The 22,666-nt window shown below is 67.3% G+C and carries 19 protein-coding genes and 1 pseudogene; 11 read left to right on the plus strand and 9 right to left on the minus strand.

What is annotated here, in order from left to right; all coding sequences use genetic code 11:
- Positions 1-29: 29 nt before the first annotated feature.
- On the plus strand, positions 30-2,825 hold the full coding sequence (locus tag ABZ942_RS18595; protein ID WP_357383488.1) for a LuxR C-terminal-related transcriptional regulator: 2,796 nt from the start codon (positions 30-32) through the stop codon (positions 2,823-2,825).
- A gap of 8 nt (positions 2,826-2,833) precedes the next feature.
- Here the strand turns inward: ABZ942_RS18595 and ABZ942_RS18600 are convergent, their stop codons facing one another.
- Positions 2,834-3,463, minus strand: a complete 630-nt coding sequence (locus ABZ942_RS18600) for a glyoxalase (RefSeq protein WP_357383490.1) — start codon at positions 3,461-3,463, stop codon at positions 2,834-2,836.
- A gap of 186 nt (positions 3,464-3,649) precedes the next feature.
- On the opposite strand from ABZ942_RS18600, the gene ABZ942_RS18605 reads away from it, so the two are divergent.
- A complete protein-coding gene (locus ABZ942_RS18605; protein WP_357383492.1) occupies positions 3,650-4,183 on the plus strand; it encodes a nuclear transport factor 2 family protein in 534 nt (177 codons plus the stop codon).
- A 26-nt stretch (positions 4,184-4,209) separates the two neighbouring features.
- Here ABZ942_RS18605 and ABZ942_RS18610 read toward each other — a convergent pair whose 3' ends face one another.
- The gene (locus ABZ942_RS18610; RefSeq protein ID WP_357383494.1) at positions 4,210-6,180 is read right to left on the minus strand and encodes a S9 family peptidase; all 1,971 of its coding nucleotides are present in this window, start codon (positions 6,178-6,180) and stop codon (positions 4,210-4,212) included.
- A gap of 148 nt (positions 6,181-6,328) precedes the next feature.
- Here ABZ942_RS18610 and ABZ942_RS18615 point away from each other — a divergent pair, with 148 nt between their 5' ends.
- On the plus strand, positions 6,329-7,024 hold the full coding sequence (locus ABZ942_RS18615) for a DUF2993 domain-containing protein (protein WP_357383496.1): 696 nt from the start codon (positions 6,329-6,331) through the stop codon (positions 7,022-7,024).
- Positions 7,025-7,050: 26 nt separating this feature from the next.
- Here ABZ942_RS18615 and ABZ942_RS18620 read toward each other — a convergent pair whose 3' ends face one another.
- Complete coding sequence (locus tag ABZ942_RS18620; RefSeq protein ID WP_357383498.1) at positions 7,051-7,932, minus strand: helix-turn-helix transcriptional regulator; 882 nt, start codon at positions 7,930-7,932, stop codon at positions 7,051-7,053.
- Positions 7,933-8,033: 101 nt separating this feature from the next.
- Here ABZ942_RS18620 and ABZ942_RS18625 point away from each other — a divergent pair, with 101 nt between their 5' ends.
- Both ABZ942_RS18625 and ABZ942_RS18630 read left to right on the plus strand, forming a co-directional pair.
- The gene (locus ABZ942_RS18625) at positions 8,034-8,939 is read left to right on the plus strand and encodes an MBL fold metallo-hydrolase (protein WP_357383500.1); all 906 of its coding nucleotides are present in this window, start codon (positions 8,034-8,036) and stop codon (positions 8,937-8,939) included.
- Between the two features lie 27 nt (positions 8,940-8,966).
- On the plus strand, positions 8,967-10,412 hold the full coding sequence (locus tag ABZ942_RS18630; RefSeq protein WP_357383502.1) for a carboxylesterase family protein: 1,446 nt from the start codon (positions 8,967-8,969) through the stop codon (positions 10,410-10,412).
- Positions 10,413-10,679: 267 nt separating this feature from the next.
- Here ABZ942_RS18630 and ABZ942_RS18635 read toward each other — a convergent pair whose 3' ends face one another.
- The 3 genes from ABZ942_RS18635 to ABZ942_RS18645 all read right to left on the minus strand — a co-directional run bounded on the left by ABZ942_RS18635 (position 10,680) and on the right by ABZ942_RS18645 (position 15,182).
- Positions 10,680-12,191 carry an MFS transporter gene (locus tag ABZ942_RS18635; protein ID WP_357383504.1) on the minus strand — a complete coding sequence of 504 codons (1,512 nt, stop codon included), beginning with the start codon at positions 12,189-12,191 and terminating at the stop codon, positions 10,680-10,682.
- 475 nt (positions 12,192-12,666) lie between these two features.
- Positions 12,667-14,658 carry an NAD-dependent DNA ligase LigA gene (ligA, locus tag ABZ942_RS18640; protein WP_357383505.1) on the minus strand — a complete coding sequence of 664 codons (1,992 nt, stop codon included), beginning with the start codon at positions 14,656-14,658 and terminating at the stop codon, positions 12,667-12,669.
- A gap of 68 nt (positions 14,659-14,726) precedes the next feature.
- Positions 14,727-15,182 (minus strand): MarR family winged helix-turn-helix transcriptional regulator, encoded by a 456-nt coding sequence (locus ABZ942_RS18645; RefSeq protein WP_357383507.1) that lies wholly within the window; start codon positions 15,180-15,182, stop codon positions 14,727-14,729.
- Positions 15,183-15,274: 92 nt separating this feature from the next.
- Here ABZ942_RS18645 and ABZ942_RS18650 point away from each other — a divergent pair, with 92 nt between their 5' ends.
- The 3 genes from ABZ942_RS18650 (at position 15,275) to ABZ942_RS18660 (ending at position 17,727) form a co-directional block, all read left to right on the plus strand.
- Positions 15,275-15,970 carry an SDR family NAD(P)-dependent oxidoreductase gene (locus tag ABZ942_RS18650; protein WP_357383509.1) on the plus strand — a complete coding sequence of 232 codons (696 nt, stop codon included), beginning with the start codon at positions 15,275-15,277 and terminating at the stop codon, positions 15,968-15,970.
- A gap of 42 nt (positions 15,971-16,012) precedes the next feature.
- The gene (locus tag ABZ942_RS18655; RefSeq protein ID WP_357383511.1) at positions 16,013-16,765 is read left to right on the plus strand and encodes a HEAT repeat domain-containing protein; all 753 of its coding nucleotides are present in this window, start codon (positions 16,013-16,015) and stop codon (positions 16,763-16,765) included.
- Positions 16,766-16,866: 101 nt separating this feature from the next.
- Positions 16,867-17,727 carry an MBL fold metallo-hydrolase gene (locus ABZ942_RS18660; protein ID WP_357383513.1) on the plus strand — a complete coding sequence of 287 codons (861 nt, stop codon included), beginning with the start codon at positions 16,867-16,869 and terminating at the stop codon, positions 17,725-17,727.
- Positions 17,728-17,782: 55 nt separating this feature from the next.
- Here ABZ942_RS18660 and ABZ942_RS18665 read toward each other — a convergent pair whose 3' ends face one another.
- On the minus strand, positions 17,783-18,685 hold the full coding sequence (locus ABZ942_RS18665) for a class I SAM-dependent methyltransferase (RefSeq protein ID WP_357383515.1): 903 nt from the start codon (positions 18,683-18,685) through the stop codon (positions 17,783-17,785).
- A gap of 244 nt (positions 18,686-18,929) precedes the next feature.
- On the minus strand, positions 18,930-19,676 hold the full coding sequence (locus ABZ942_RS18670) for a DUF2306 domain-containing protein (protein WP_357383517.1): 747 nt from the start codon (positions 19,674-19,676) through the stop codon (positions 18,930-18,932).
- 118 nt (positions 19,677-19,794) lie between these two features.
- Here ABZ942_RS18670 and ABZ942_RS18675 point away from each other — a divergent pair.
- Both ABZ942_RS18675 and ABZ942_RS18680 read left to right on the plus strand, forming a co-directional pair.
- Positions 19,795-19,971, plus strand: a pseudogene (locus ABZ942_RS18675) (DUF6745 domain-containing protein); the annotation flags it as partial.
- Positions 19,972-20,198: 227 nt separating this feature from the next.
- The gene (locus ABZ942_RS18680) at positions 20,199-20,561 is read left to right on the plus strand and encodes a hypothetical protein (RefSeq protein WP_357383519.1); all 363 of its coding nucleotides are present in this window, start codon (positions 20,199-20,201) and stop codon (positions 20,559-20,561) included.
- Between the two features lie 24 nt (positions 20,562-20,585).
- Here the strand turns inward: ABZ942_RS18680 and ABZ942_RS18685 are convergent, their stop codons facing one another.
- Complete coding sequence (locus tag ABZ942_RS18685) at positions 20,586-21,785, minus strand: NAD(P)/FAD-dependent oxidoreductase (protein WP_357383521.1); 1,200 nt, start codon at positions 21,783-21,785, stop codon at positions 20,586-20,588.
- 154 nt (positions 21,786-21,939) lie between these two features.
- Here ABZ942_RS18685 and ABZ942_RS18690 point away from each other — a divergent pair, with 154 nt between their 5' ends.
- Positions 21,940-22,644, plus strand: a complete 705-nt coding sequence (locus ABZ942_RS18690) for a TetR/AcrR family transcriptional regulator (RefSeq protein WP_357383522.1) — start codon at positions 21,940-21,942, stop codon at positions 22,642-22,644.
- Positions 22,645-22,666: the final 22 nt, after the last annotated feature.

Genomic DNA, 22,666 nt, shown 5'->3' on the forward strand with positions numbered 1-22,666 from the left:
GTGAAATGGCGGTACGTGAGAATGTGGGTGTGTCGAAGTCGAAGCCCGCCGCCGGGATCTCGGACCGTGAGGCCGAGGTGCTCGCCCTGGTGGGGCAGCATCGCAGCAATGCCGAAATCGCTGCGCAGCTGTTCATTTCCGTGCGCACCGTGGAGACCCATGTGTCCTCGCTGCTGCGCAAGGTCGGGGTTGCGGACCGGCGCGCGCTGGCCGGCCGGGCGAGCGAGTTCGAGGAGGCGACGGACAGCGCCGCGGCGGTCGCCGTGCTGCCCTCGCCGCTGACCTCGTTCGTCGGCCGCGAGCGGGAACGCGCCGCGTTGCGCGAGGCGGTGCGGACGCATCGGCAGGTGACCGCGCTGGGGCCCGGGGGAGTCGGCAAGACGCGGCTGGCCTTGGCTGTCGCCGCGGACCTTGTCAGTGAATTCACCGGCGGCGCATGGTTTGTGGACCTGGTGCCGGTGACCGACCCGGCGATGGCCGGGGCCGCGGTGGCGCGGGCGCTGGGGCTCGGCGAGCAGCAGGGGCGCAGTCTCGACGACTCGGTATCGGCCGCGCTGGGTGAGCGTCGGGTGCTGCTGGTGCTCGACAACTGTGAGCATCTGCTCGACGGGGTGGTGCCGTTCATCGAACACCTGCTCGCGCATAGCTCGAACGTGACCGTGCTGGCCACCAGCCGGGCGCGGCTCATGGTGCCGTTCGAGCAGGTCTACCCGGTGCCGCCGCTGTCGCTCGGCGACGACGCCGAAGACGCCGTGGCCTTGTTTCTGGATCGGGCCACGGCACTGGGCTGGTCGGTGGACGCCGAGCAGCTGGACCAGGTACACGAGATCTGCGGACGGCTCGACGGGTTGGCGTTGGCCATCGAACTCGCGGCCGCTCGGTTGCCCACCCTCGGACTCGACGGGCTCGGCGCTAGCCTCGCGGATCCGTTGCGGCTGCTGGTCGGTGGCCGCCGCGCCGACGAACGGCATCAGTCGGTGCGGGCCACGCTGGATTGGAGTCAGGCGCTGCTGACCGCCGAGGACCGATGCGTGCTGCGGCGGGTTGCGGTGTTCGTCGCGCCGTTCACCGCCGTCGACGCGATGACGGTGGCGGGATCGCCGGAATTGGATCCGATCGCGGTCGCCGATGGGCTGGCTCGGCTCACCGAACAAAGCCTGCTCGCCGTCGTGCGCGCCGCGCGCGGCACCCGGTACCGGGCACTGGAGACCATCCGCCAATACGAACGCGAAGAACTGGCCACCGCCGGTGAACTCGACGAAGTTCTTGCGCGCCACCTCAATTGGTGCACGGCGACCGCCGACAAGCTGGTCGCCGACCCCGCGCCGAACACCCGCGAATGGCGCTGCGCGTTCGATGCCGCCGCCGACGATATGCGCGCGGCACTGACTTGGGTGGCGGCGCTACCCGAGCGCAGGGCCGACGCACATGAGCTGGCGATTTCCCTGGCGCAGTTGGCTTTCCGTCGAAATCTGATCGGTGAATCCCAGCGACGCTACGAACAGGCGGCGGCGCTGACCGATGACCCGGTCGCCGCCGCTGCGGCGTTGCGGCGTGCCGCCGAGGTGGCCGGTTGCCGGATGCGCGGCGAGGACATGTATCGCCGCTATCGCGCCGCCGCCGAAACCGTCGGCGGTGCAGGCGATTCCGCGGCGTCAGCCCGGGATCTGGCCACCGCCGCGATCACCGTCTACCGCATGTCCGACACGTTCGCGCAGCCGGTTGCGGCGGGCGAGGCCGCGTCGCTGCTGTCCGAGGCGCGCGAACTCGCCGGTGCGGACCCGGCCGCACTTGCCGCCGTGGCCCTCGCCGAATGCGGCGTGCTCGCCGAGGGCGAGTCGGAAACCGTTGCGCCCGAGGCGATCACAGCCACCGATTCCGCACGCACCGATCTGCCGGAAACGCTTGGCACTGTGTCGATCTCGCTCGCACAACGGGCTGTCGAATTGGCCGATCGCACCGGCGACCCGCTCGCCGGCAGCGCGGCGCTCGACGCCCTCGCCGCGGCTCAATGCTGGGCCGGGGATGTCTTCGCCGCCGCCGAGACCACCCGCCGGCGGGTCGCCTTGCTGGCCGCCCTGCCGGTGACGCCCGCCAGCGCCCTCGAACGCGTCAACGCGTTGTCCGAGTCGGCCGATATCGGTATCGGAGTCGGCGACCTCCGAGATTCCCGCCGTTGGGCCGAACAGCTGCGTGATCTGCCGTTGCTGGCCGAGCGCGGTGATTTCGCCACCTCCGCGCTCCTTGTCGTGGACGCCCTGCTCGGCAATCTCGATGAAGTAGTTGCCAGCAGTGGACAATTCGTCGATTCCTGGGAGCTCTCCGGCCGCCCGAGCGTCCCCAGTCTCGCCCCGGCCGCCGCGGCCGTCGCGATGGCCCACGGTCTGCGCGGTGACGACGCCGCACGCGCCGAGTGGCTGGCCATCGCGGATGCCCTCGGCGGCACGTCCGACCGTGGGGTCGCCTACCGTGCCGTCTTCGACGCCATCGTGCTGCTCGACCGTGGGCAACCCGAGCCGGCACTGGCCGAACTGGCCGCCGAGCCGGACACATTGGACGAGCGCACTATCTGGATTTGGCGACACTGGTATGTCGCTCTGCGCGCCGAAGCCGCGGTCCTGGCCGGCCATCCGGATGCCCGCGGCTTCGTCGCTGCGGCTCGGATCACGGTGTCCGGCAACCCGATTGCCGGTCCGATCGTCGAGCGGGCCGCCGCCTTGCTCGACGATGACCGCGGCCGACTGCACGCCCTCGCAACGGAATTCGAACGCGCCCAGTGCCCCTACCAGTACACCCGGAGTCTGGCACTTGCCGCGGGGGCATGATCGCCGGCTCAGGCCGCTGCCTCCCACACATAACCGTCCGGGTCGGTGAACGAACCGATGCCGCTGTCCATGATGAGGCGGTGCGATCCGCTGCCTGCCAACGCGACCCCCGCCTCCTTGGCGGCAGCCTTGCGCGGGTACAGCGCCAGGGTGACCGGCGAGCCCGGCTTCGCGAACTCGGCGTACTTGCCGCCGAAGCTCTTCGACGCGGTCAAGCCGCGATCGACATAGAACTTCTTGCTGGCCTTCACATCCGCCACGCCCATCAACAACACCAGGTCGTCGATCTCGCGGGTGAACGGGCCCACATCCTTCTTCTTCGAGGTGGCGACCTTCCAGATCGTCCCCTCCGGCGCCTGCACCACCGCGCTGTAACCCCACAGGCTCTTCTTCGCGGGCTCGAGGACGGTGAACCCGGCGTCGACCGCGGTGCCGACGAGGCTGTCGACGGCGGAGGGCTGCGACACCACCAGCGACAAGATGAATCCGCGGAAACCGGTCGTCGGCGCCGACGAAGCCCGGAACCCGAGCCGGTCGCCCAGACCGAACGCGGCGTCGTAGATCGCGGCGGTGGCCCGGGGATCGGCCACCTCGAGGTGAATGTTGATGTCGGTGCTGATGTTTGCGTTGATTTCCATGCTCATAACGCTAGGCACAGGCCGCCACGGTCACATCCGTGCCGACCACGGAACACACCACTGAACTGAGACCGAGGGAGTACGGAAAGGCCGCCGCCCGAGCGATGTCGGGCCCGTGGGTAGGTGCGCCGCTACCAGGAGGTGCGCGGCCTGGTAGTCCGGCTGTTCGCTGCCGATCATCGATGGATGAGACGAGCAGCGAACGATGCAGAAGACCGGGGCCATGCGGGCGGAGTCCGCGTGCTGACCGCCGTGGAAACCGTGGCGGCGGCCCATGTGCGGTGGTTGTGGGGCTGGGATCGTCAGCAGGGTGATCCGCCGTTCGACCTCCGTGCAGTCCAGGGTGAGTTCTACGACTGGGATGCCGAGGACGTCCTGCTCTACGACGACGCCGACCCCGAGCACCGCGTGGCGCGCAGTGCCGAGGAATACCGGTCGCTGTGGGAGCCGGTCTTCGAGCGGCTGGTGGCGGCGGACCATCGGCTCGCCGACGGTCCGCACGTACTGGTGTCCGGCGACCTCGCCGCCTCGCGGTTGGTCTTCCTCGCGCGGCTGGTATCCGCCGACGGCACCGAGACCGGCTTGCGCGCGACCAGTTCGCTGACCTGGCGGCGCGCGGCCGCAGGTTGGCGGATCGTCTGGGACCACACCTCGTCAGTCGCCGTGGATGGGAAAACCCTTGCAGCCCTGATGGACTCGTTGCCTGGCTCAGATCGCTAGTTCTTTGCCATAGTCGGGCGAGTGCGTCAGGTGAGGTTTTCTACGGTTACCGGGTCGATGTTTTCGGCTAGGGGTGGTTTGAATCCGAAGACTTGGGCGTAGAAGCTCAGTTCGGCGTCTAGGGCGCGGCGGATGTTTTCGGCGCGGCGGAAGCCGTGTTGTTCGCCTTCGAAGACCAGGAAGGCCACTGGGATTCGTCGTTCTCGTAGGGCCTCGACGATCATTTGTGACTGGTTGAGCGGGACTATCGGGTCGTCGCTGCCCTGCAGGACGATCAGGGGTTTGCGGAGTTGGTCTACGTGGTGGATGGGGGATCGGTCGCGGTAGATATCGCGGCGGGCCGGGTATTGGCCGATCAGGCCGTCGAGGTATCGGCTTTCGAATTTATGAGTGTCGGCGGCGAGGGCTTCGAGGTCGGCGACTCCGTAATGGTCTGCGCCGGCGGCGAAAGGGGTGTCCGGGCGGGCGAGGGCGGCGAGCGTCGTGTAGCCGCCCGCCGAGCCGCCGCGGATGGCGAGCCGTTGTGGGTCGACTCGGCCGTGCTCGCCGAGCCAGCTGGCCGCGGCGATGCAGTCGGCTACGTCGACGATGCCCCACGCGTCTTTGAGCAGGTCGCGGTATTCGCGGCCGTATCCGGTTGAGCCGCCGTAGTTTACGTCGACGACGGCGAATCCTCGGCTGGTCCAGTATTGGGTGGTCAGTGACAGCGTCGGCAGCGCGGAAGCTGTTGGGCCGCCGTGGATCATGACCAACAATGGTGGCAGTTCCCCTGCCGGGCCGCCGTATTGGTTGCTCGCGGGTGGGTAGAACAGCGCGTGCGCGGTCCGGGGCGCGCCGGTGCGGTCCGTCGAGGGAAAGGCGATCGGCTCGGGCACCGAGAGCGTCGCGGGGTCGAGGCCGAGCTCTCGTGGCAGCCGGAGCGGTTCGACATGTGGGGTGCCGCCGCCGAATTCGATGCGGTAGACACCGAATTCGGTAGTCGGCGTGGCCGCCACCACGACGACGGCGTTCGCATCGGCACGCGCGATCGAGGTGATCGTGGAGAAGGGGAGGTCCTGGTCGGCCACCGTGCCATCCGGGTGGCGTACTCCGAGGGCGTCGTAGCCGTCGCGCCAGCGGGCGAAGACGATGCTGCCGTCGTCGAGTGTGGTGTAGCGCGCGGACCCCAATTGCCAAGCGGGCATGCCGATCTCGGCGTTGAGTTCGATCACGGGGGTGACCGTGCCGCCGGGCGTCCAGCGGTAGAGGTTCCACCAGCCGCTGCGGTCGGCGAGGAACAACAGCGAGCCGTCGGGCTGCCAGCGCGGTTCCATCACGGATTCGCCCGGGCCGCCCGCGACGACGGTGTCGGCGCCGGTCGCGAGATCACGCACTCGCAGTACGGTGTCGTCCCACGGCATGGACGGGTGATCCCACGAGACAAAGGCGAGCGAACCTCCATCCGGACTCAGCCGGGGCGCGACGACGAAATCCGGTCCGGTCACCAGGACTTCCGGCTGCGACTCGCGGTCCGCGGACAGACGCACGATCTCGTTGCGAACATCGATCGCGCCGCGCCCATCGGCTGGATGGTTTTCGCGGACGGCAAGGACGGCACTGCCATCCGCGGCGAGCTCGCCGTCGCCGTATCGGTCGCCGCGGGGCGTGGTGGGGACCGGGGTGAGCGGTACGGGCACACCGCCGGGCTCGAGCCGGTACAACCGCTGGTCGGCCCAGTTGGTGAACCAGAGCACGCCGGCGCGCACGAACCAGGCCGCGCCGCCGTATTCGTGGACCGCGGCACGCGCGTCGATGCCCTCGGGCAGCAGGTCGGTGACGGTACCGTCGGCGCTGCGACGCACGACCTGGGTCCGGCCACCCTCGGCGGGACGGCCCTCCGACCAGTAGACATCGGTCCCGTCCACCCGTACGTCCCACAGCCGCACCGCGGCCGTGACGACGAATTCGGAGGTGATAGCGGTCGGCCATGACCCGAAGGGCAACTCTGTAACAGTCACCGCGCCCAGACTAGTCGTTGTGCCAGCGCCCGGATCATCCCAGCTCTTCGGCCCTATCCGACCGACCGTGTCCATCGACACCCTCGCCGGAGCCGAAATGTACTCGACCAGGCAAGCATGATGGTGGGATGACCGAGCCGGTGAGCGCATGCGCGCATTTCTGATATTGATCATTGTGCTGGCGATCGCGCTGGTCGTCGGCGACCGAGTCGCGGTCGTGATGGCGCAGAACGAGATCGGCCGCAAGATCGCGGCGGACTACAAGCTGCCACAGCAGCCGAGCGTCGATATTCGCGGCGTCCCGTTCCTGACCCAGGCGCTGGACGGCAAGTACCACGACATCGGCATCCGGGTCGGCGACTGGAGCGAGCAGAACCTCTCCGTGCGCAACCTCGATGTCACGTTGACCGACGTGGCCGCGCCGCTGACCGACCTGCTCAACAACCGGACCTCGAATCTTGTTGCGGCAACGGCGATGGCGACGGCCGTGGTGCCCTACGACACCGTAAAGGGTTACGCGCCGAAGGGAGTGGAGTCGATGTCCGACAGTCCGGACGGGCTGCGGGTCACCGGGACGTTCTCGGTGGAAGGTATCCCGGTGCCCGCGACGATCGTCGTCACCGTCGCGCCGACCGACGACGGGATCGAGGTCACCCCGGTGTCGGTGCAGTCGGCGGCAGGCGGACCGACGATGCCGCTGGCGCTGCTGCGTCGAGCCCTCACCTTCGTCGTGCCGCTACAGAAGCTGCCGCTGGGTGCAAAGCTGACGGCCATCCAGCCGAGTGCCAACGGACTTCAGGTAACCGCCGTGGCGCACGACGTGCACTTCTCCGATCTGCCGTAAGCGTCGGAATCTATTGCAGCGCTGCGTCATACACGCACTGAGGTCGTCCGGGTAGCGCTCTCGCTCGCCTGTCGAAGCAACGCGATGGCTTCCTCGGCGGGGGAGCCCGCAGGGGTCGTGCACACGATCAGCGCCTGGTCGGAGGCACGGGCGATCGAGAGGGTCTGCTGCGTCACCGTCACGGTGCCGACGACGGGATGGTGCAGTTCGTAAGACGCTGCGTCGCAGGGCGTCACGCGATGATCGCCCCAAAGTGCCACGAAATCGGGGCTTTTCATCGTCAGCTCGCCGATCAGTTCCGCGAGCAACGGGTCGTCCGGGTGCTTGCCGACGGCGATGCGCAGGTTGCCGACGACCGCGCGGGCCTTGCGTTTCCAGTCCGCGTACAGCTCGCGGCAGTGCGGGTCCAGGAAGACGATCCGGCTCATGTTCGGCCGCCGCGCGGGGTCGTCGGGGCTGTGGAAGTCCAGGTGCCCGGCCAGCAGGGCGTGCCCGAGAGCGTTCCACGCCAGCACGTCCGTCCGGCGGCCGAGCACCAGCGCGGGGACGCCCTCGACCGCGCGGAGGAGGTCGCGCGTCTCGTCGACGAGCTTCTCGGGCCGTGGCCTGCGCACCCGGGGTGTATGGCGAGCGGCGTCGGCGAGGCGGTCGAGGTGCTCGCGCTCGTGGTCGTCGAGCAGTAGCGCGCGGGCGACCGCGTCGAGCACCTCGGCGGAGGCCCCGCGCGACATCCCCTGTTCCAGCCGTGCGTAATACGAGACGCTGACCCCTGCGAGCTGGGCAAGTTCTTCGCGCCGCAGGCCGCTCACCCGCCTGCGGGGGCCGGTTTCGCGCAATCCGACGTCCTCCGGCCGCAGCCTTGCCCGTCGGGCTTGGAGGAAGTCGCCGAGTGGTCCGGGTCCGTCCATGTCTCCAGTATCCGGGGACGGGTCGGGCGCAGCCACACCCTGCCGGTGGTAGGACAAAGCGGGAGTGGTTGGTCCGCGTCCGGATGTCCAGGCTTGACCACATGGAACAAATCACTTTGGGCAACGTCACCGTCACCCGCATCAAGGAGTTCTACGGCACGGTCGAGATGGGCCCCGGCCAGTTCTTCCCGGACAGCCCGGCGGGCTCGTGGGCTGAGCACCGCGACGAACTCGCACCGGACTTCTGGAACCTGGAGACGGACGAGTGCCACTCGGCGCTGCAGACCTGGCTGCTGCGCAGCGAGGGACGCACGATCCTCGTCGACACCGGCGTCGGCAACCACAAAGACCGGCCGTACGCACCGGTGTGGAGCCGCCTCGACACCAACTACCTCGACAACCTCGCAGCCGCCGGGGTTCGCCCCGAGGACGTCGACGTTGTCATCAACACCCACCTGCACATCGACCACGTCGGCTGGAACACCCGCCTCGACGGCCGCACCTGGGTGCCGACCTTTCCGAACGCCACCTACCTGATGCCGTTGCGGGACTTCGAGTTCTGGGATCCGGCCAACGACAACTACACCGTGTTCGGCCGCGGCAACCAGAACGTCTTCGAGGACAGCGTCATGCCGATCCAGCAGGCCGGGCAGGCCCACCTCTGGGACGGGTCGTATCGGATCGACAAGAACCTGCGCCTCGACCTCGCACCCGGCCACACGCCGGGCTCGTCCGTGCTCACCCTGGAGTCGGGCACCGACCGGGCGCTGTTCGTCGGGGATCTGATGCACACCCCGCTGCAGATCGTGGAGCCGGACATCAACTCCTGCTTCTGCGAGGATCCGGCCGAAGCCAGCGCCACCCGGCACCAGCTGCTCGGTAACGCCGCCGAGACCAACGCGCTCGTCTTCCCCGCGCACTTCGGCGGCCAGGGTGCGGCGACCGTCGAGCGCACCGGGTCGAAGTTCTCGATCAAAGAGTGGGCGGGTTTCTCCCGCATCTCCTGAACTCTCCCAGATAGGAAGCGTTTTCCGATGCCTGAATATCCAGACCCGGTCGTCGAAACCCCGGCGGGCGCCGTGCGCGGCGGTCGCGACGAGTCCGGTGAGTTCTTCCGTGCCATTCCCTATGCGATGGCCCCGACCGGTACCCGCCGTTTCGCACCGCCCACGCCGCATCCTGGCTGGTCCTATGTCCGCGACGGCACCCAGTCCGGGCCGACGGCGCCCCAGCCGGCCCGCGATTTCGGCAAGCTCGACATGATTCCCTACTTCGGACCGGGCTGGGTGCGGGGCGCGGAGTACCTGACGGTCGATGTCCGCACGCCTGCTGCGGACGGCGGCAAACGACCCGTCATGGTCTTCGTGCACGGCGGCGGGTTCGTCACCGGCTCGACCCGGGCCGCGCTCTACGACGGCGGCGCTTTCGCTCGTGACGGCGTTGTCCTCGTGCGGGTGAATTACCGCCTCGGCGTTCCTGGTTTCCTCGACCTGGAGGGTGCTCCGGCCAACCGTGGATTGCTCGATGTGGTCGCCGCGCTCGGCTGGGTGCGCGACGCGATCGCTGCGTTCGGCGGCGACCCGGAAAACGTCACAGTGTTCGGTCAGTCCGCGGGCGCCACGATCGTCGGTGCACTGCTCTCGACACCGGAGGCGAAAGGGCTGTTCGGTCGGGCGATCATCCAAAGTGGTAATGGCACCGGTGCTTTCACGCCGGAGCAGGCGCGGCGGGTTACCTCGGCGGCGGCCGCCGCGCTGGGTGTCGCACCGACTGCCGAGGCGTTCGCCGCGATCCCGGACGAGCGTTTCCTGGCGATACTGCCTGCCTTGGGCGGCCTGGACCTGCGCACCGACACCGCCACGGATCCGTTGGTCGGTCTCAGCCCGTTCAGTCTGGTGCTTCCGGTCCAGCCCGCGGACAGTCTGGCCGATGGCCCGGCCGGTGACGTCGACCTGCTGATCGGTACCAACACCGAGGAGGGCCGCCTATACGTCGTGCCCGCAGGCAATCTGGAGTCCTCGACAGCGGCCGACCTACTCGATGTGGCCGCTCGCGTGTACCCGGATCCGGACTCGGCGGTGGCCGAGTTCCGCGCGGAGCGGCCGGACGCGACACCGGGCGAGCTGCGTTCCGTGGTGCTCGGGGACGCCCTGTTCGAGACCGGTACGGCGCGGATGGTGCAGGCGCACACGCGGATCTCGGGTGGCCGCACACACGTCTACTCGTTCGGGTTCCGCTCGACGGCTCTGAACGGGCGGCTCGGCGCTACCCACACCGTCGAGCTGCCGTTTGTGTTCGACACGGCCGACGAGCCGTGGCTGCGCGGGGACACCGGGCTGCTCGGTCCCGGTGACGTGCCGGTCGGTCTCGCGTCCGAAATGCACACTGCCTGGGTCACTTTCGCCCGGACCGGGAATCCGGGCTGGGCTGCATACGACCCGCAGCGACCAGTGGTGCAGACCTTCGCCGACGTAAGCTGATGCCGTCTATCGCGCGTGATCCGATTTGAACCGTCGGGTTGCGGACACGGCTGCTGGTCGCCGCATAGACGATCGACGCGACGAACAAGCCCACGAACGCGGGCAGAGCGAGCGCTTGCGCTCGGTTCAGGTATTCCGGCGGGCGGCTGTTGTACCCATCCACCCCAACAGCCGCCCGGCGGGGGACTGCCAATCATCGGCGTCCCCGCCGTCGGACATAACCCAGCAGAAGATCGTCAGCCCGACCAGATCAGATCATGAGTATTCCTACCGGCCAGTGCCCGGTGCTTCCACCCGTGCTGCCGAAGCCTGACTGTTCGGGTGTCTGGGCAGCAAGAACATCAAGGCCCACATCACGATCAAGACGCCACCAACCCACCACAGCACGCCGGTGAACGCGTCGCGGTTGAGTGCGCTGTCGGCTGAGCCGCCGGTGGCGGCGAAGAACACGAGCCCGGTCAGGGCGACGCCGATGGCGGCGCCCAGCTGTAAGGCGGTGTTGAACAGGCCCGAGGCCGAACCGGCGCTTTCGTGCGGAACCTTCGCCAGAGCCAGGTCGGCGATCGGTCCGCCGATCATGCCGAGACCGAACCCGACCAGCAGCACGGGGACCGCCATCGCGAGCAGAGTCAGGTCGGACCGCCCGCCGCTGACCTGGAGCCCGTAGGCAGTCATCGAGGCGAGGGCGATCAGAGCGCCTGCTTGGGGTAGGCGGCGCGCGAAACGTCCGGCGGTTTTCGCCGCGATCGTCGCACCGCCCAGCTCGCCCAGGGCGAGCAGCACGAAGGCCACAGCCGCTTGGAGCGGGCTCATGCCAAGGCCGCGTTGCAGATACAGCGTCCAGGTCATGAAGAACAGGCCACACAACAGGCCCACCATGAGCTGCGCGGACAGGCCGCCGGCGAATTCCTTGCCTTTGAACAGAGACAGCACGACAAGCGGGGCGTCCTTCTTACGCTGTTGCTGGTGCAGGAACAGGCCGAGCGCGAGCAGACCACCTGCGAACATGGCGAAGCACCACAGCGGCCAGCCGTTGGTATGACCTTCGGTGAGCGGACAAACGATCAGCACCATCGCGATCGCGGACAGCAGCATGCCCGCGAGGTCGAGGCGATCGGCCTGCCGCGCGGTCGACTCGATGATGAACTTGCGTCCGAGGATGATCACGGCGAGCCCGATGGGCACGTTGATCAGGAAGATCGGCCGCCAGGAAAGGCCGAACAGGTCGGCCTCGGTGAGCACGCCGCCCAGCACCGGACCCAAGACGTTGCCCATCGCCAGGACGGCTCCATAGAGTCCGAAAGCCCTGCTGCGGTTTTCGCCGTCGAAAGTGACATGAAAGGTGGCCAAGACCTGCGGGATCATCACGGCAGCCGCACCGCCTTGGAGCACCCGCGCGGCGATCAGCATGCCGGGGCCGGCCGCGAGGCCGCACAGCAGCGAGGCGAGGGTGAACCCGGCGGTGCCGAGCAGGAAGATCTTGCGTCGGCCGAAGATGTCGCCGAGCCTGCCGCCGGTGATCAACCCGAGGGCGAAGGTCAGCGCATAGCCCGCGGTCAGCCACTGCACTGCGGCCGGTCCGGCACCGAGCGACTGTTGCAGGGTAGGGATGGCGGTGAGGACTATCGAATCGTCGAGGATGTTCATCAGTTCGGCGGTCAGCAGGACCGCGAGGGCGATCTTGGCGGCGGTCGTGATCGTCGACGATGCCTCGGATCGGACCTGAGCCGAGGGCTCAGGGGTTTGCTCGGGCTCGTTGTCGAGCGCGGGGGAATGCACGGTGGGACTCCTGGTTCAGGGGAGCTCGCCGTCAGCCGCATCGGGGGCAGAGAACACGAAACCGGGGCAGTCGGCAGAGCTGCACCCGGGAATGACAGAAAACTGCAGGGGTGACGCAACTCAGACCAGCGCGACGTCCGCCCCTCGGCACGTTCCGCAAATCAGAACGGGGGGAGTACGGACGACTACCTGGTCTGGGCGATACGCCACCACCTCGAATCCACTACCGAAGGAACAATAAGTCTGAGCCGGGCCGAAGGCACTTCACGCCCGCGCGCACCCACGATACGGCACGCCCCGGTTGCTGCGCACTCAGATATCGGGTCGTCCTCCGCGGACGGTCGGATCCCTTTTCCGAGGTCGGAGGGGGTCTACTGGTCCGTCCGCAACGTGCCGTTGCCTGTGCTCGAGAATGCTTGGTGCCGAAGTCATTTCGTCGCCCGGCCGGCGCGGGTCCGGCCGGGCGCACCGAGGTCTAGACGACCTTGGCGTCGATCAGCAGGTTCCAGATCTCGCCCTGGTCGACGACCTCGACGCCGAGCTTCTCCGCTTTGGTCAGCTTGCTGTCGCCGACTCCCGCGCCGGTGATGAGCAGGTCGGTGTTCGCCGAGACCGAGGATGCTGCGGTCGCACCCGCCTGCTCGCACAGGCGTTGGAACGTTGGGCGGGCGACCTTTTCGCCGGAGCGTGGGTCGCTGATGGCGCCGGTGATCACCACCGTCTTGCCTGCCAGCGGTGCGCCGGCCGCGATGACCGGGGGGAGGTCTTCCTCGCGCACGTCGAGGGAGACGCCCGCTGCGCGCAACCGTTCCAGTTCCGGGCGCAGGCGGGTGAGGTGTGCGACGAGGGAGGCGGCGACCTTCGGTCCGATGTCCTCCACCGCCACCAGGCGTTCTTCGCCCGCGTCGGCGACCTCCTCCAGCGAGCCGAATCCCGATCGGGCCAGGCGCGCGGCGGTGCCGTCGGAGGCCATCGGGATCGCCAGACCGATGAGCGCGCGGCGCAGGCCGACCTGGCGGCTGGCATCGATCGAGTCGATCATGCGTGCTGCGGAAACCTCGCCGATGCGGTCGAATTCGAGCAGACGCTCCTTGGTGAGCGTGTAGAAGTCGGAGGGGTTCTCCAGGATGCCCGCCTCGGCAAGGCGTTCGATCCACACTCCACCGATCGCGTCGATATCCGCCGCCGCGCGCGAGGCCCAGTGGATCAGCCTGCGTACCGTCTGTGCGGGGCAGGCGACATTGGTGCAGAACAGTTCTCGACTGTTGCCCTGCTCGGTTACCGGTTGCTCGCACGAGGGGCAGACGGTGGGCGGCATGATCTCGAGCTCCTCGCCCGTGCGTTTGGCGGCATCGAGTACGCCTGCGACGAACGGGATCACGTCGCCCGCGCGGCGGACCAGCACCGTGTCGCCGACCTTGATGTCGCGGGCTTTGATCACCTCTTGATTGGCCAGCGTCGCCTTGGTGACCGTGGTGCCGCCGACGAACACCGGCTCCAGCCACGCGACCGGGACGATCTTGCCCGTCTTGCCGACGTCCCAGATCACCTCGCGCAGCAACGTGGTCTTCTCCTCGGCGGCGAACTTGAACGCGAGCGCGCCGCGCGGGGAGTTCGATCGAGTTCCGGCCGCCGCGTAAGCATCTCGGTCGGCAAGTCGCAGCACGGCGCCGTCGAGGTCGTAGTCCAAGTCGTTGCGGCCCTGTTCGATCGCGGTGATCGCCGCCTGCGCCTGCTCGGCGTCGGCACAGTGCCGCATCTGCGCTCCGGCGATGCCGAGCGCCCGAAGGCCCTCTTCCAGATCGACGGCAGCATCATCGTCAGCGGTATCCAGGTCGAAGCCGAAGAACTGCAAGCGTCGTTCGGCGACCGTGGCCGGGTCCTTAGCCCGCAACGTGCCTGCAGCGGCGTTGCGTGGATTGATCAGCGGCTTGTCCGGATGCGCCGTGTTGTAGGCGAGGAAGGTCGAACGCAGCATCACCGCCTCGCCACGCACCTCGACCCGGCCGGGGACGTCGATCTGCGCCGGGATGCCGTCGACCAATGCGCGGACCAGCATGGTCACGTCGTCACCGGTGGTGCCATCGCCTCGGGTCACCGCGCGGGCCAGTCGCCCGTCCTCGAAAACCAAAGCCAGGGACAAGCCGTCGAGCTTCGGCATCACCACCACCGACTGGCCGGGGAAGCGGTTGAAGAACGCCTCGACCTGCTCGGGCTTGGTCGCCTTCTCGAGCGACAGCATCGGCCGCGAGTGCCGGATCGGAGCGTGCAGCACGGCGGGCGCGCCGACCTGATCCAGCGGATTCGGGTCCGGTGTGAGGTCCGGGTTCGCCTCGATCAGGGCGCGTAGCTCGTCCTCGATCGCGTCATAGTCGGCGTCGGCGACCAGCGGCGAGCCCTGATAGTAGGCGTCGCGCAGCGCCACGATGCGGTCCGCGAGCTCTTGGATATGTTCCCCAGTTTCCACAGCACCAGACGCTACCGACACCCACCGACACCTGCGCGCATCGGCGGCCGGGTGCCGCGGATCGGCTGCTACTGATTGGCCACGATCACAGTGTGCAGGCTGTGCTTCAGCTGTTCGGCGGCCGGTTCGCCGAGCGCGGCCAAGAACATTCGCTCGCACTCGTCGATGATGCGCATGCCGCGGCGCAAGATGTCGCGTCCCTTCGTGGTGAGGCTGACGGTGTTCTTACGGCGATCACCGGGATGGGGACGGCGCTCGACCCAGCCCTTGACTTGGAGCTGGTCGAGCAACGCGACCATGGTCGTGCGGTCGATTCCGAGCAGCTCTGCCACTTCTTTTTGAGAGCGACCATCCTGCTCGTTCAGGCAGTTGAGGGCTGCCCACTCCTGTGGGGCGATGCCGATCGGCGCGAGTTCGGTCGAAGTCAGCGCTCCGTAGCTCAGGGCCGCGTGTTTGAGCAGATACCCCAACCGGGGGAGCTCGCCTCCGTCGGAGGGGCTCGACGACTCGTCTTGAATGGGCACGTCATAACCATATACGGTTCTGATCGTCAGTAATGCTGATGATCAGCTAGCATGACTAGTGTCCCGATTCGTGTTGTTAGTGAAGGTGTTTCATGTCCAAATCGATCGCAGTATTCGGCGCCGGTCCTGGCCTCGGTCAAGCCGTCGCGCACCGCTACGCACAAGACGGTTACGAGGTGGTGCTCATCGCCAGACGCCGAGAACCACTCGATTTGATCGCCAAAGAGTTGGGTCCGACAGCGCACGTCATCACGGCTGACCTGGCCGACGCCGATGCCGTTCCCGCACTGGCGGCACAGATTCGCGCCACGGTCGGTGACCTCGACGCGTTCTATTACGGCGCCGCGGCCAACGGGTTCGTGCCGGTGCTCGACCTGACGCCGGAGCGCGTGCAAGACCTCATGCGGCTCGGCGTCTATTCGCTGCTGGAGTTGGTGCGAGAGTTCTTGCCCGCCATGATCATTCGAGGAAACGGCGTGATCCTCAGTGCCCAAGGGGCCAGTGCCCTGCAGGGCAATCCGCGCGTCGCGGGCGGGCTCACCCTGGCCGCGCAACGCAACTACCTCCAGGCGTTGCATGCCGAGGTGGCCGGGAAAGGCGTCTACGTCGGCGGGCTCTACATCGGTGCGGCCATCGAGAACAGTGCCTGGCACCTCGAGATGGAACGAGCCAAGGCTGCGGGCGAGCCGTTCTGGGAGGTGCCCACCGTCGACCCGGCCGAACTCGCGGACCTGCTCTGGAATATGCACAACGCCAAGGGCGAAGCGGAAGCTCGATACCCTGCGTAAAACCGCTTCGACGCTGTCGTACCGGATCGCTACGGTGTACGCGTGGCCCTGTTGGTGCATCTGACACCGGAGAAGAACGCTCGGCGAATCCGCCGTGCGGGTATTACCGCGCCTGGCTTCCGGCACGGAGTGTTCTGTATGCCGGTGCTGCCGTCGTATGTGCTGTCGCATCAATGGTTGCGTGAGCTGCGCCGGGGCGGGCAGCGGCTGTTCGTCGCGGTGCATTTCCGGATTCCCGACGACGAGCCGGTGCTGGTCGGGCATTACTCGGCGGAGGGCACGGAAATGACTGCGGCCGAGGCCGTTTCGATGATTCTGCACGCCGAGGACCCGCGGGGATACCAGATCGTCGTGCCTCGTTCGATCGCGGCCGCAGAGCTGCATCAGGTTCGGCATGTGCGGCAGGTGACGGGGTGGCGGTATCGCCCGGAGGCGCACGGTCGTCGGCCCTGCGCCTGTCCGGTGTGCCTCGGACGCGGCGGATTCAAGGCCGCCGACCTGCGTCGGCGGTTCCCGATCGGTGCTCCGGAGCTCACGAAACCGCAACTGCTGGACCGATTACGGAACGCGGCCGACGATGACGAGTTGATGGACGCGCTCTACGGCTTGGGTCGTCGTAGTCGTGGCGATGTCGCCGACGTCGCGCACCTGGTCGACCACGCCAACCCTGAGGTTCGCTACGCCCTCGCGTTCGCGTTGCGCAGATATCGTGGCAGCGAGGCGCGACGACTGCTGGCGCGCTTGGCTGCCGATCCCGATCCCGAGGTACGTGAGGCAGCGACGCGGTGCTGGTAATTCCGCCGCGGCGGCCTATCCGCGCCTGCCCCGGACGAGATGCGACGTACCCGGCCCGCCAAGACAACAAATGAGGAGGCGTCACGGGCGCAGGCCTATCGATGATCGATTTCGCTGGGGCGACCGCCCAGCCTCGTGCGCTGGATGTCCGGTGGATCCACGGATCGCCGTCGGCCAAGCACAACACCGACGAAGACATCCAGATTTACGCCTACGACGAGCACACAGTCATCCTCCGGCAGAACATGGCGGTCAATTACGAAGCCCCATTTCTGTTCCTGCTGTTCGGAAATGCTCGTGCGGTGCTGATCGACACCGGTGCCACCGCGTCCGCAGAGTTCTTCCCGCTGCGCCGCGTGGTCGACGAGCTGATCGAGGGCTGGCTCGCGCGTAATCCGCGGCAGGGATACCAACTGCTGGTGCTGCACACCCACTCGCACGGTGACCACGTCGCGGGCGACGGTCAGTTCACCGACCGCCCCGACACCACGGTGGTCGGCGCTGATCTGGACGCCGCCTGGAAGTACTTCGGATTCAACGAGGATCCCGACGCGGTGGCGCCGGTCGACCTGGGCGGGCGCGTGCTGGAATGTCTGGCGACTCCCGGCCATCATGAGGCGGCGGTTACGTTCTACGACCCGTGGACCGGGTTCCTGCTCACCGGCGACACGGTCTATCCCGGCCGGCTCTACATCCAGAACTGGTCGGACTTCATCCGCAGCATCGACCGCCTGATCGAGTTCGCCGACCGGCGACCGGTCACGTACGTGCTCGGCTGTCACGTCGAGATGACCACTGAACCGGGCGTGGATTACCCGATTCGCGCCACGTATCAGCCCGATGAGCCGCCGCTGCAGATGACCACCGGCCAACTCCGTGAAATCCGCGCCGCGATCGACGAGATCGGTGATCAGCCCGAGCGGCGCGCGTTCCCCAGCTTTGTCCTGTGGCCGATCGTCTGAACAGCGAATTGGCTACCGGGGGTGGTCGTTTCGAGCAGGCTGGGAGCGGACCAAGTTACCGAGTTGTGCGTGGTTTGGCGACCGCCACCCAGCGCGAGCTGTGGAACATCGGCGCGAGCGGTTCCGGGATCGGCGGCAGTTCGCGGTTATAGCGGGCGGCCAGGGCCGGCACCTTCTCCGGGTTCGCCGACCAGCCGCGGGCGGCGAACCAGTCCTCCGGCTCGATGCGGTGATCGGTGTAGAACAGCTCGCTCAGATCGATCTCGGCCATCGGCGAGTTCTGCGTGTTCTCGCCCTGATGCTCGGTCACCTGATCCAGATTCTGATAGTTGCCGATCCAGTCGAAGGCCAGGTGGCTTCCGGGCGCGGACAGCTGGGTGATCTGGTCGAACAACCCCTCCTGCGCGGCGCCGGGCAGATACGGCAGCAGGCCCTCCGCCAACCACGCCGTGGGCGCGGACGCATCGAAACCCGCGTCGAGCAGGGCAGCGGGCCAGTCCTCGCGCAGATCCGCGGCGACCGCGCGCCGATCCGCCGCTGGCTGCGCGTCGTTGTCGATGAGCACCCGGCGCTTGAACTCGAGCACCGCGGGCTGATCGAGTTCGAACACGACGGTGCCCGCGGGCCACGGCAGCCGATAGGCGCGCGCGTCCAGGCCTGCGGCCAAGATCACCGCCTGGCGTACTCCGTCGGTGGTGGCCGCGACGAAATGGTCGTCGTAGTACTTGGTGCGCAAGCCGATCATGCCCGAGCCGAGCAGCCAATCATCCTGGGCCGCAGGGCCTTCGAGCATGGCGATCATTCGCTCGTGCCCGGAGGCCCGGACGAAGAGCGCGGCGTACTCGTCGCGCACCAGCGGGTCGGGTTTGGCGGTCTCCATGGCTCGGGCGGCGGCGATGCCCAGTGCGGTGGCGCCGACGCTGCTCACGATGTCCCAGGAATCTCCCTCAGCACGCACGGCGTCCTCCGATAAGCAGCTATGGCACAGCACAATACGAACGGTCGGCACGATCTTAGGTCCGCTGACCAAACTACGCCCACCTGGAATCAACCCGGCGCGCCCGTGACCCTGTTTCGCGCTGATGGCTCTCATCGGGGCCATCCAGGATGCACAGCAGGCGAATCCCGGGGCGGGGCTCTGCTTTCCAGTGGTCACGTTGCCGCAACCGCCGGATCATGGACAGTTTTGTGACTTCTAACTGTCAACTTTGAGCCACCTGCGATGCCGCGGGGAGCATTTGGCCCTGCAGTTTCTCGGTAACCGTGGTGCTGCTGCGCCGCTCTCGGCGGGCCAACGGGGCCAGCGTGCGCTGGATGATGAAGTATTCCGCGACAAGGACATTGCCCAAGAGAGAGGCCCATGCACTCGCGGTGTAGATGTCTCGATACTCCAGTGACGGGATGAATTTCGCCACCTCCGTACCCGCGAGCAGGTACAGACGCAGAGTGACCGCCGCGAAGGTCAACGCGTAGTTGCGGATCATCCAGATGCGGTGCAACTGCACTTCTCGGCGGCGGATCGTTCGATAGCCCTTTGCGGCCGTGTACAACCACGCCACCACCAGCATGTAGAACGCGACCTGCAACGGGAAACCGCTCGGCGTCACTGCCGCCGCATACGACGCCGCGGCCGATGCTGCGACGACCGAGACCATGTACACCCGGCCCGCCACGCGGTGCAATCGAGGAAAGCGAGTTCGCAACTGCGGCACGAACTGCCACGGCCCGATGATCAACGCCAGGCCGGCCGGCACTGCGTGCACCACCAGGCTCGCGTAGTACCCCACGATGCTGCGGTCGATCGGGACGGTGGAACCGCCGCGCAGGTACGGCGTCACGAAGAAGGCCGCGATACCGATCGCCAGCGCGGTCAGCAGACCCCATGAGAACCACCACCAGCGCCGACGAACTGCCTGTGACATGACTGCGGACATACGAAGAACTCCCATGCTGCGATCCACTGACGTAACGCATGTAAGGCTACGACTGTAAGCCGACCTTAGGCAAGAGATAACAGCTGTAAGTTTTGCAATGTGATGGGAGCGAGCCTCAGGTGCGGTCGAGGTCGTCAATTCCACTCCGGAACCCGACGGCACCAACCGCACCTACTGGCTACGCGTGCCGCCGGACACACGCACCGCTCGGGAAGGAGTGGCATGGACTTTCGGGCTCGATGCGGAAGTTGTGAGCCGGTCCAGCAGGCGGCGCTGGCCGGGCTCCGGTGCGAAGTGGGGACGGGGGTAGGGAACGACGGCAGCGGTCCTAGGGGAGAATACGGATCGTGCGTGATGTAAGCAGGACGAAGTTCGGAGATCAGCTCGGGGTACCGACGGTCGTGGCGTCGGCGGGTGCCATGGCACTCGCCGGCTGGTAGCTCGATGTCGGAGCGGGAAAATCCGGGATCCTTGCCCGGGCCAGGGGAGAACAGATTCGATGCGGTGGAACGTTTGCGCAGGAAGCTGGAAGGTTTGATGGCGACCGAGACCGGTCGGGCCGAGGCGGGCGACGGCGCGTCGAAACTCATTCGGCTGCCGCACCGCCCGCGGCGCATGACCGAGGACGCCGGCGGGCGTCCGCGCAAAACATGGCGTTCCGAGGGCGGCTCCCACTTCGACCCGGCACCGACCAGACCCGTGACGCGATCAGAACTGCAGGGTGAGACCGGCGCCTGGCCAGCCGACCCCGCCCCGGAGCATGATCCGACCGGAGCCGAGCAGGACGCGAGCGTCATCGACCTCGCCGCATTGCGGCGGAAGCGCGCCGGTGACGACGGCCCGGCCGCAGGCATTCGGCGCATGGCCAAGCCCCGCAGAATCCGACCCGACACCCCGTAGTTCCGATTTCTGGGGGATTGGTTGTTATGCGCTTTCGGTTTGCCTGCGCCGGTATTCGGCAGCCCTCGCCTCGTAGTTCTTGTGCTCCTGCGCGTGGTCTGGGGGAAGGTGTGGCGCGTCGGGGGATGTGGTGGCGAAGAAGCGGGTGAGTGCGGTGTTCGAGCCCGCCGCGAGTTCGCCGGATCGTGGGAACATCGTTGTCTCGTAGCGTGTGATCGCTTCGTCCAGGGAATTCTCATTTTTGATGGCGTGTGCGAGTTCCGCGCCATCGAGTAGCGCGAGGTTGGTGCCGTGGCCGCCGAAGGGCGCCATCAGGTGGGCCGCATCGCCGATCAGGGTGACACCGGGGGTGTGGTTCCAGGTCAGCGGGGCGGGCAGGGCCCAGAAGCTGCGCTGGATGTAGTCGCCGTCGTTGTCGGTGATCAGTGGGCGCATGATCGGGGACCATTCACTGAATTCCCGCACCAGGTAAGACCGGACGGCCGCAGGGTCGGTGACGTCAACGCCTGCCGTGACATACCAGTCGAGTTCGGCGCGGAAGGCGACGTAGCCGCGGACCACGCCGTTGCTGTTGCGCTGGACGATCACCGCGCGGCCCGCGCCGTCGGTGGAGAACATGTGGCCGTTGCCGACGATCGCCGCGATATCAGGGTGTTTGGTGTCCACGTCGTCGAATCGGGCGTCGAGAAAGCAGACGCCGAGGTATTGCGGCACCACGTCGGTGAGCAGCCGGCGAACCGGCGACCATGCGCCGTCGGCGCCGATGACGAGGTCCACGTCCGTGCCGGCGCCGTTGGCGAATTCCAGTCGGTGCGTGCCGTTTTCGACAGGATTGGCCTGCAGGAGTTTATGTCCCCAGCGGACCGTGCCGGGGCGCAGGTGTTCATAGAGCATCGTGCGCAATTGGCCGCGGTCGATCTCGGGAGCTGCCGCGTCGCCCTCGTCGGGAGTGAACTCGGCCAGGACGGTGCCGTGCTGGTCTCGGCGGCTTTTGGCCTGGCCTTCGACCCGGGCCAACGCCAGGAAGGCGTCCATCAGCCCGGCGTCTTCCAATGCGATCTGGCCTGAGTCGGCGTGCAGGTCGAGTGTCCCGCCGGGGTCGCGGGAGTCCACGGCGGCGTCGGCGTCGTACACCGTCGGCTGGATGCCATGTCCCTGCAGGATGCGGGCGCACATCAAACCGGCGGGGCCGCCGCCGATGATGGCGATTCTGGGTGTGGTCATGGGAGTGGAACCTTTCCGAACTTGGTGCGGCGGTGTGGTTATCGCGGCTGGGCGCAGGCCGGGCGGCCTGCCTCGTCCAGGATAGGTTGATCGGTTCTAAAAGTGCAACCGTTCTACATTTATATTTGTTCTACCCAGGGGGTAAGGTGAGCACATGACCGAGCCAGGACGCCGCGAGCGCAAGAAGGCCGCCAACCGACAAGCCATTGCGGACGCGGCAGTGCAGCTGTTCTTGGAGCGCGGCTACGACGCGGTCGGCGTCCGGGAGATCGCGGAGGCCGCCGACGTCTCGGTGGCCACGCTGTTCAAGCACTTTCCCGACGGGAAGGAAGCGCTGGTCTTCGACCAGGACGAAGACCGTGAGGCAGCGCTCGTCGCGGCCGTCCGCGAGCGTCCCGCCGGGCATTCCATTCCCCAGGCTCTGCGCCAGCTGCTGCACCATGAGCGCGCCCGGCAGGTCCGCACCGATCCTCGCTTCGCGGACTTCCTGCACCTGATCGATTCCACTCCGGCGTTGCGCGAACATGCTCGCCGCATGTGGCTGCGCCACGAAAACGCCGTGGCAGCGGCGATCGTCGCCGATGCTGGACTACCTGAGGGCGACCCTGTTGCCCAGGCGTTGGCCCACTTCGCCCTCGAAGCGGTCACTCTCGTGCACGGACAAGACGACCCCGAGTCCGCACTTGACGGAATTTTCGGCTTGCTCGACGCCGGCTGGGCGGCCACTGTCGATCCCGCGACGGCCAGCTGTGCTGTACCGGAACCCAACTCTTCAGACGTCGAGAGTTGCGGTGACCTTGCGGGCCATCGCGGCCCGCGGCCGGGCTCGGTGCGCCCGGCGGGGCAGGTTCATGGCTGACCGAGAAACCTTGCGGCCGTTG

It is taken from the genome of Nocardia sp. NPDC046473, from assembly GCF_040645995.1.
Taxonomy (GTDB): domain Bacteria; phylum Actinomycetota; class Actinomycetes; order Mycobacteriales; family Mycobacteriaceae; genus Nocardia.

Coding starts and splice junctions, on each gene's coding strand:
- ABZ942_RS18670 (WP_357383517.1), bottom strand. CDS start 19,676: ATGGGAGTTCTTCGTATGTCCGCAGTCATGTCACAGGCAGTTCGTCGG.
- ABZ942_RS18660 (WP_357383513.1), top strand. CDS start 16,867: ATGATCGATTTCGCTGGGGCGACCGCCCAGCCTCGTGCGCTGGATGTC.
- ABZ942_RS18600 (WP_357383490.1), bottom strand. CDS start 3,463: ATGGAAATCAACGCAAACATCAGCACCGACATCAACATTCACCTCGAG.
- ABZ942_RS18680 (WP_357383519.1), top strand. CDS start 20,199: ATGGCGACCGAGACCGGTCGGGCCGAGGCGGGCGACGGCGCGTCGAAA.
- ABZ942_RS18620 (WP_357383498.1), bottom strand. CDS start 7,932: ATGGACGGACCCGGACCACTCGGCGACTTCCTCCAAGCCCGACGGGCA.
- ABZ942_RS18650 (WP_357383509.1), top strand. CDS start 15,275: ATGTCCAAATCGATCGCAGTATTCGGCGCCGGTCCTGGCCTCGGTCAA.
- ABZ942_RS18615 (WP_357383496.1), top strand. CDS start 6,329: ATGCGCGCATTTCTGATATTGATCATTGTGCTGGCGATCGCGCTGGTC.
- ABZ942_RS18605 (WP_357383492.1), top strand. CDS start 3,650: ATGAGACGAGCAGCGAACGATGCAGAAGACCGGGGCCATGCGGGCGGA.
- ABZ942_RS18690 (WP_357383522.1), top strand. CDS start 21,940: ATGACCGAGCCAGGACGCCGCGAGCGCAAGAAGGCCGCCAACCGACAA.
- ABZ942_RS18685 (WP_357383521.1), bottom strand. CDS start 21,785: ATGACCACACCCAGAATCGCCATCATCGGCGGCGGCCCCGCCGGTTTG.
- ABZ942_RS18630 (WP_357383502.1), top strand. CDS start 8,967: ATGCCTGAATATCCAGACCCGGTCGTCGAAACCCCGGCGGGCGCCGTG.
- ABZ942_RS18625 (WP_357383500.1), top strand. CDS start 8,034: ATGGAACAAATCACTTTGGGCAACGTCACCGTCACCCGCATCAAGGAG.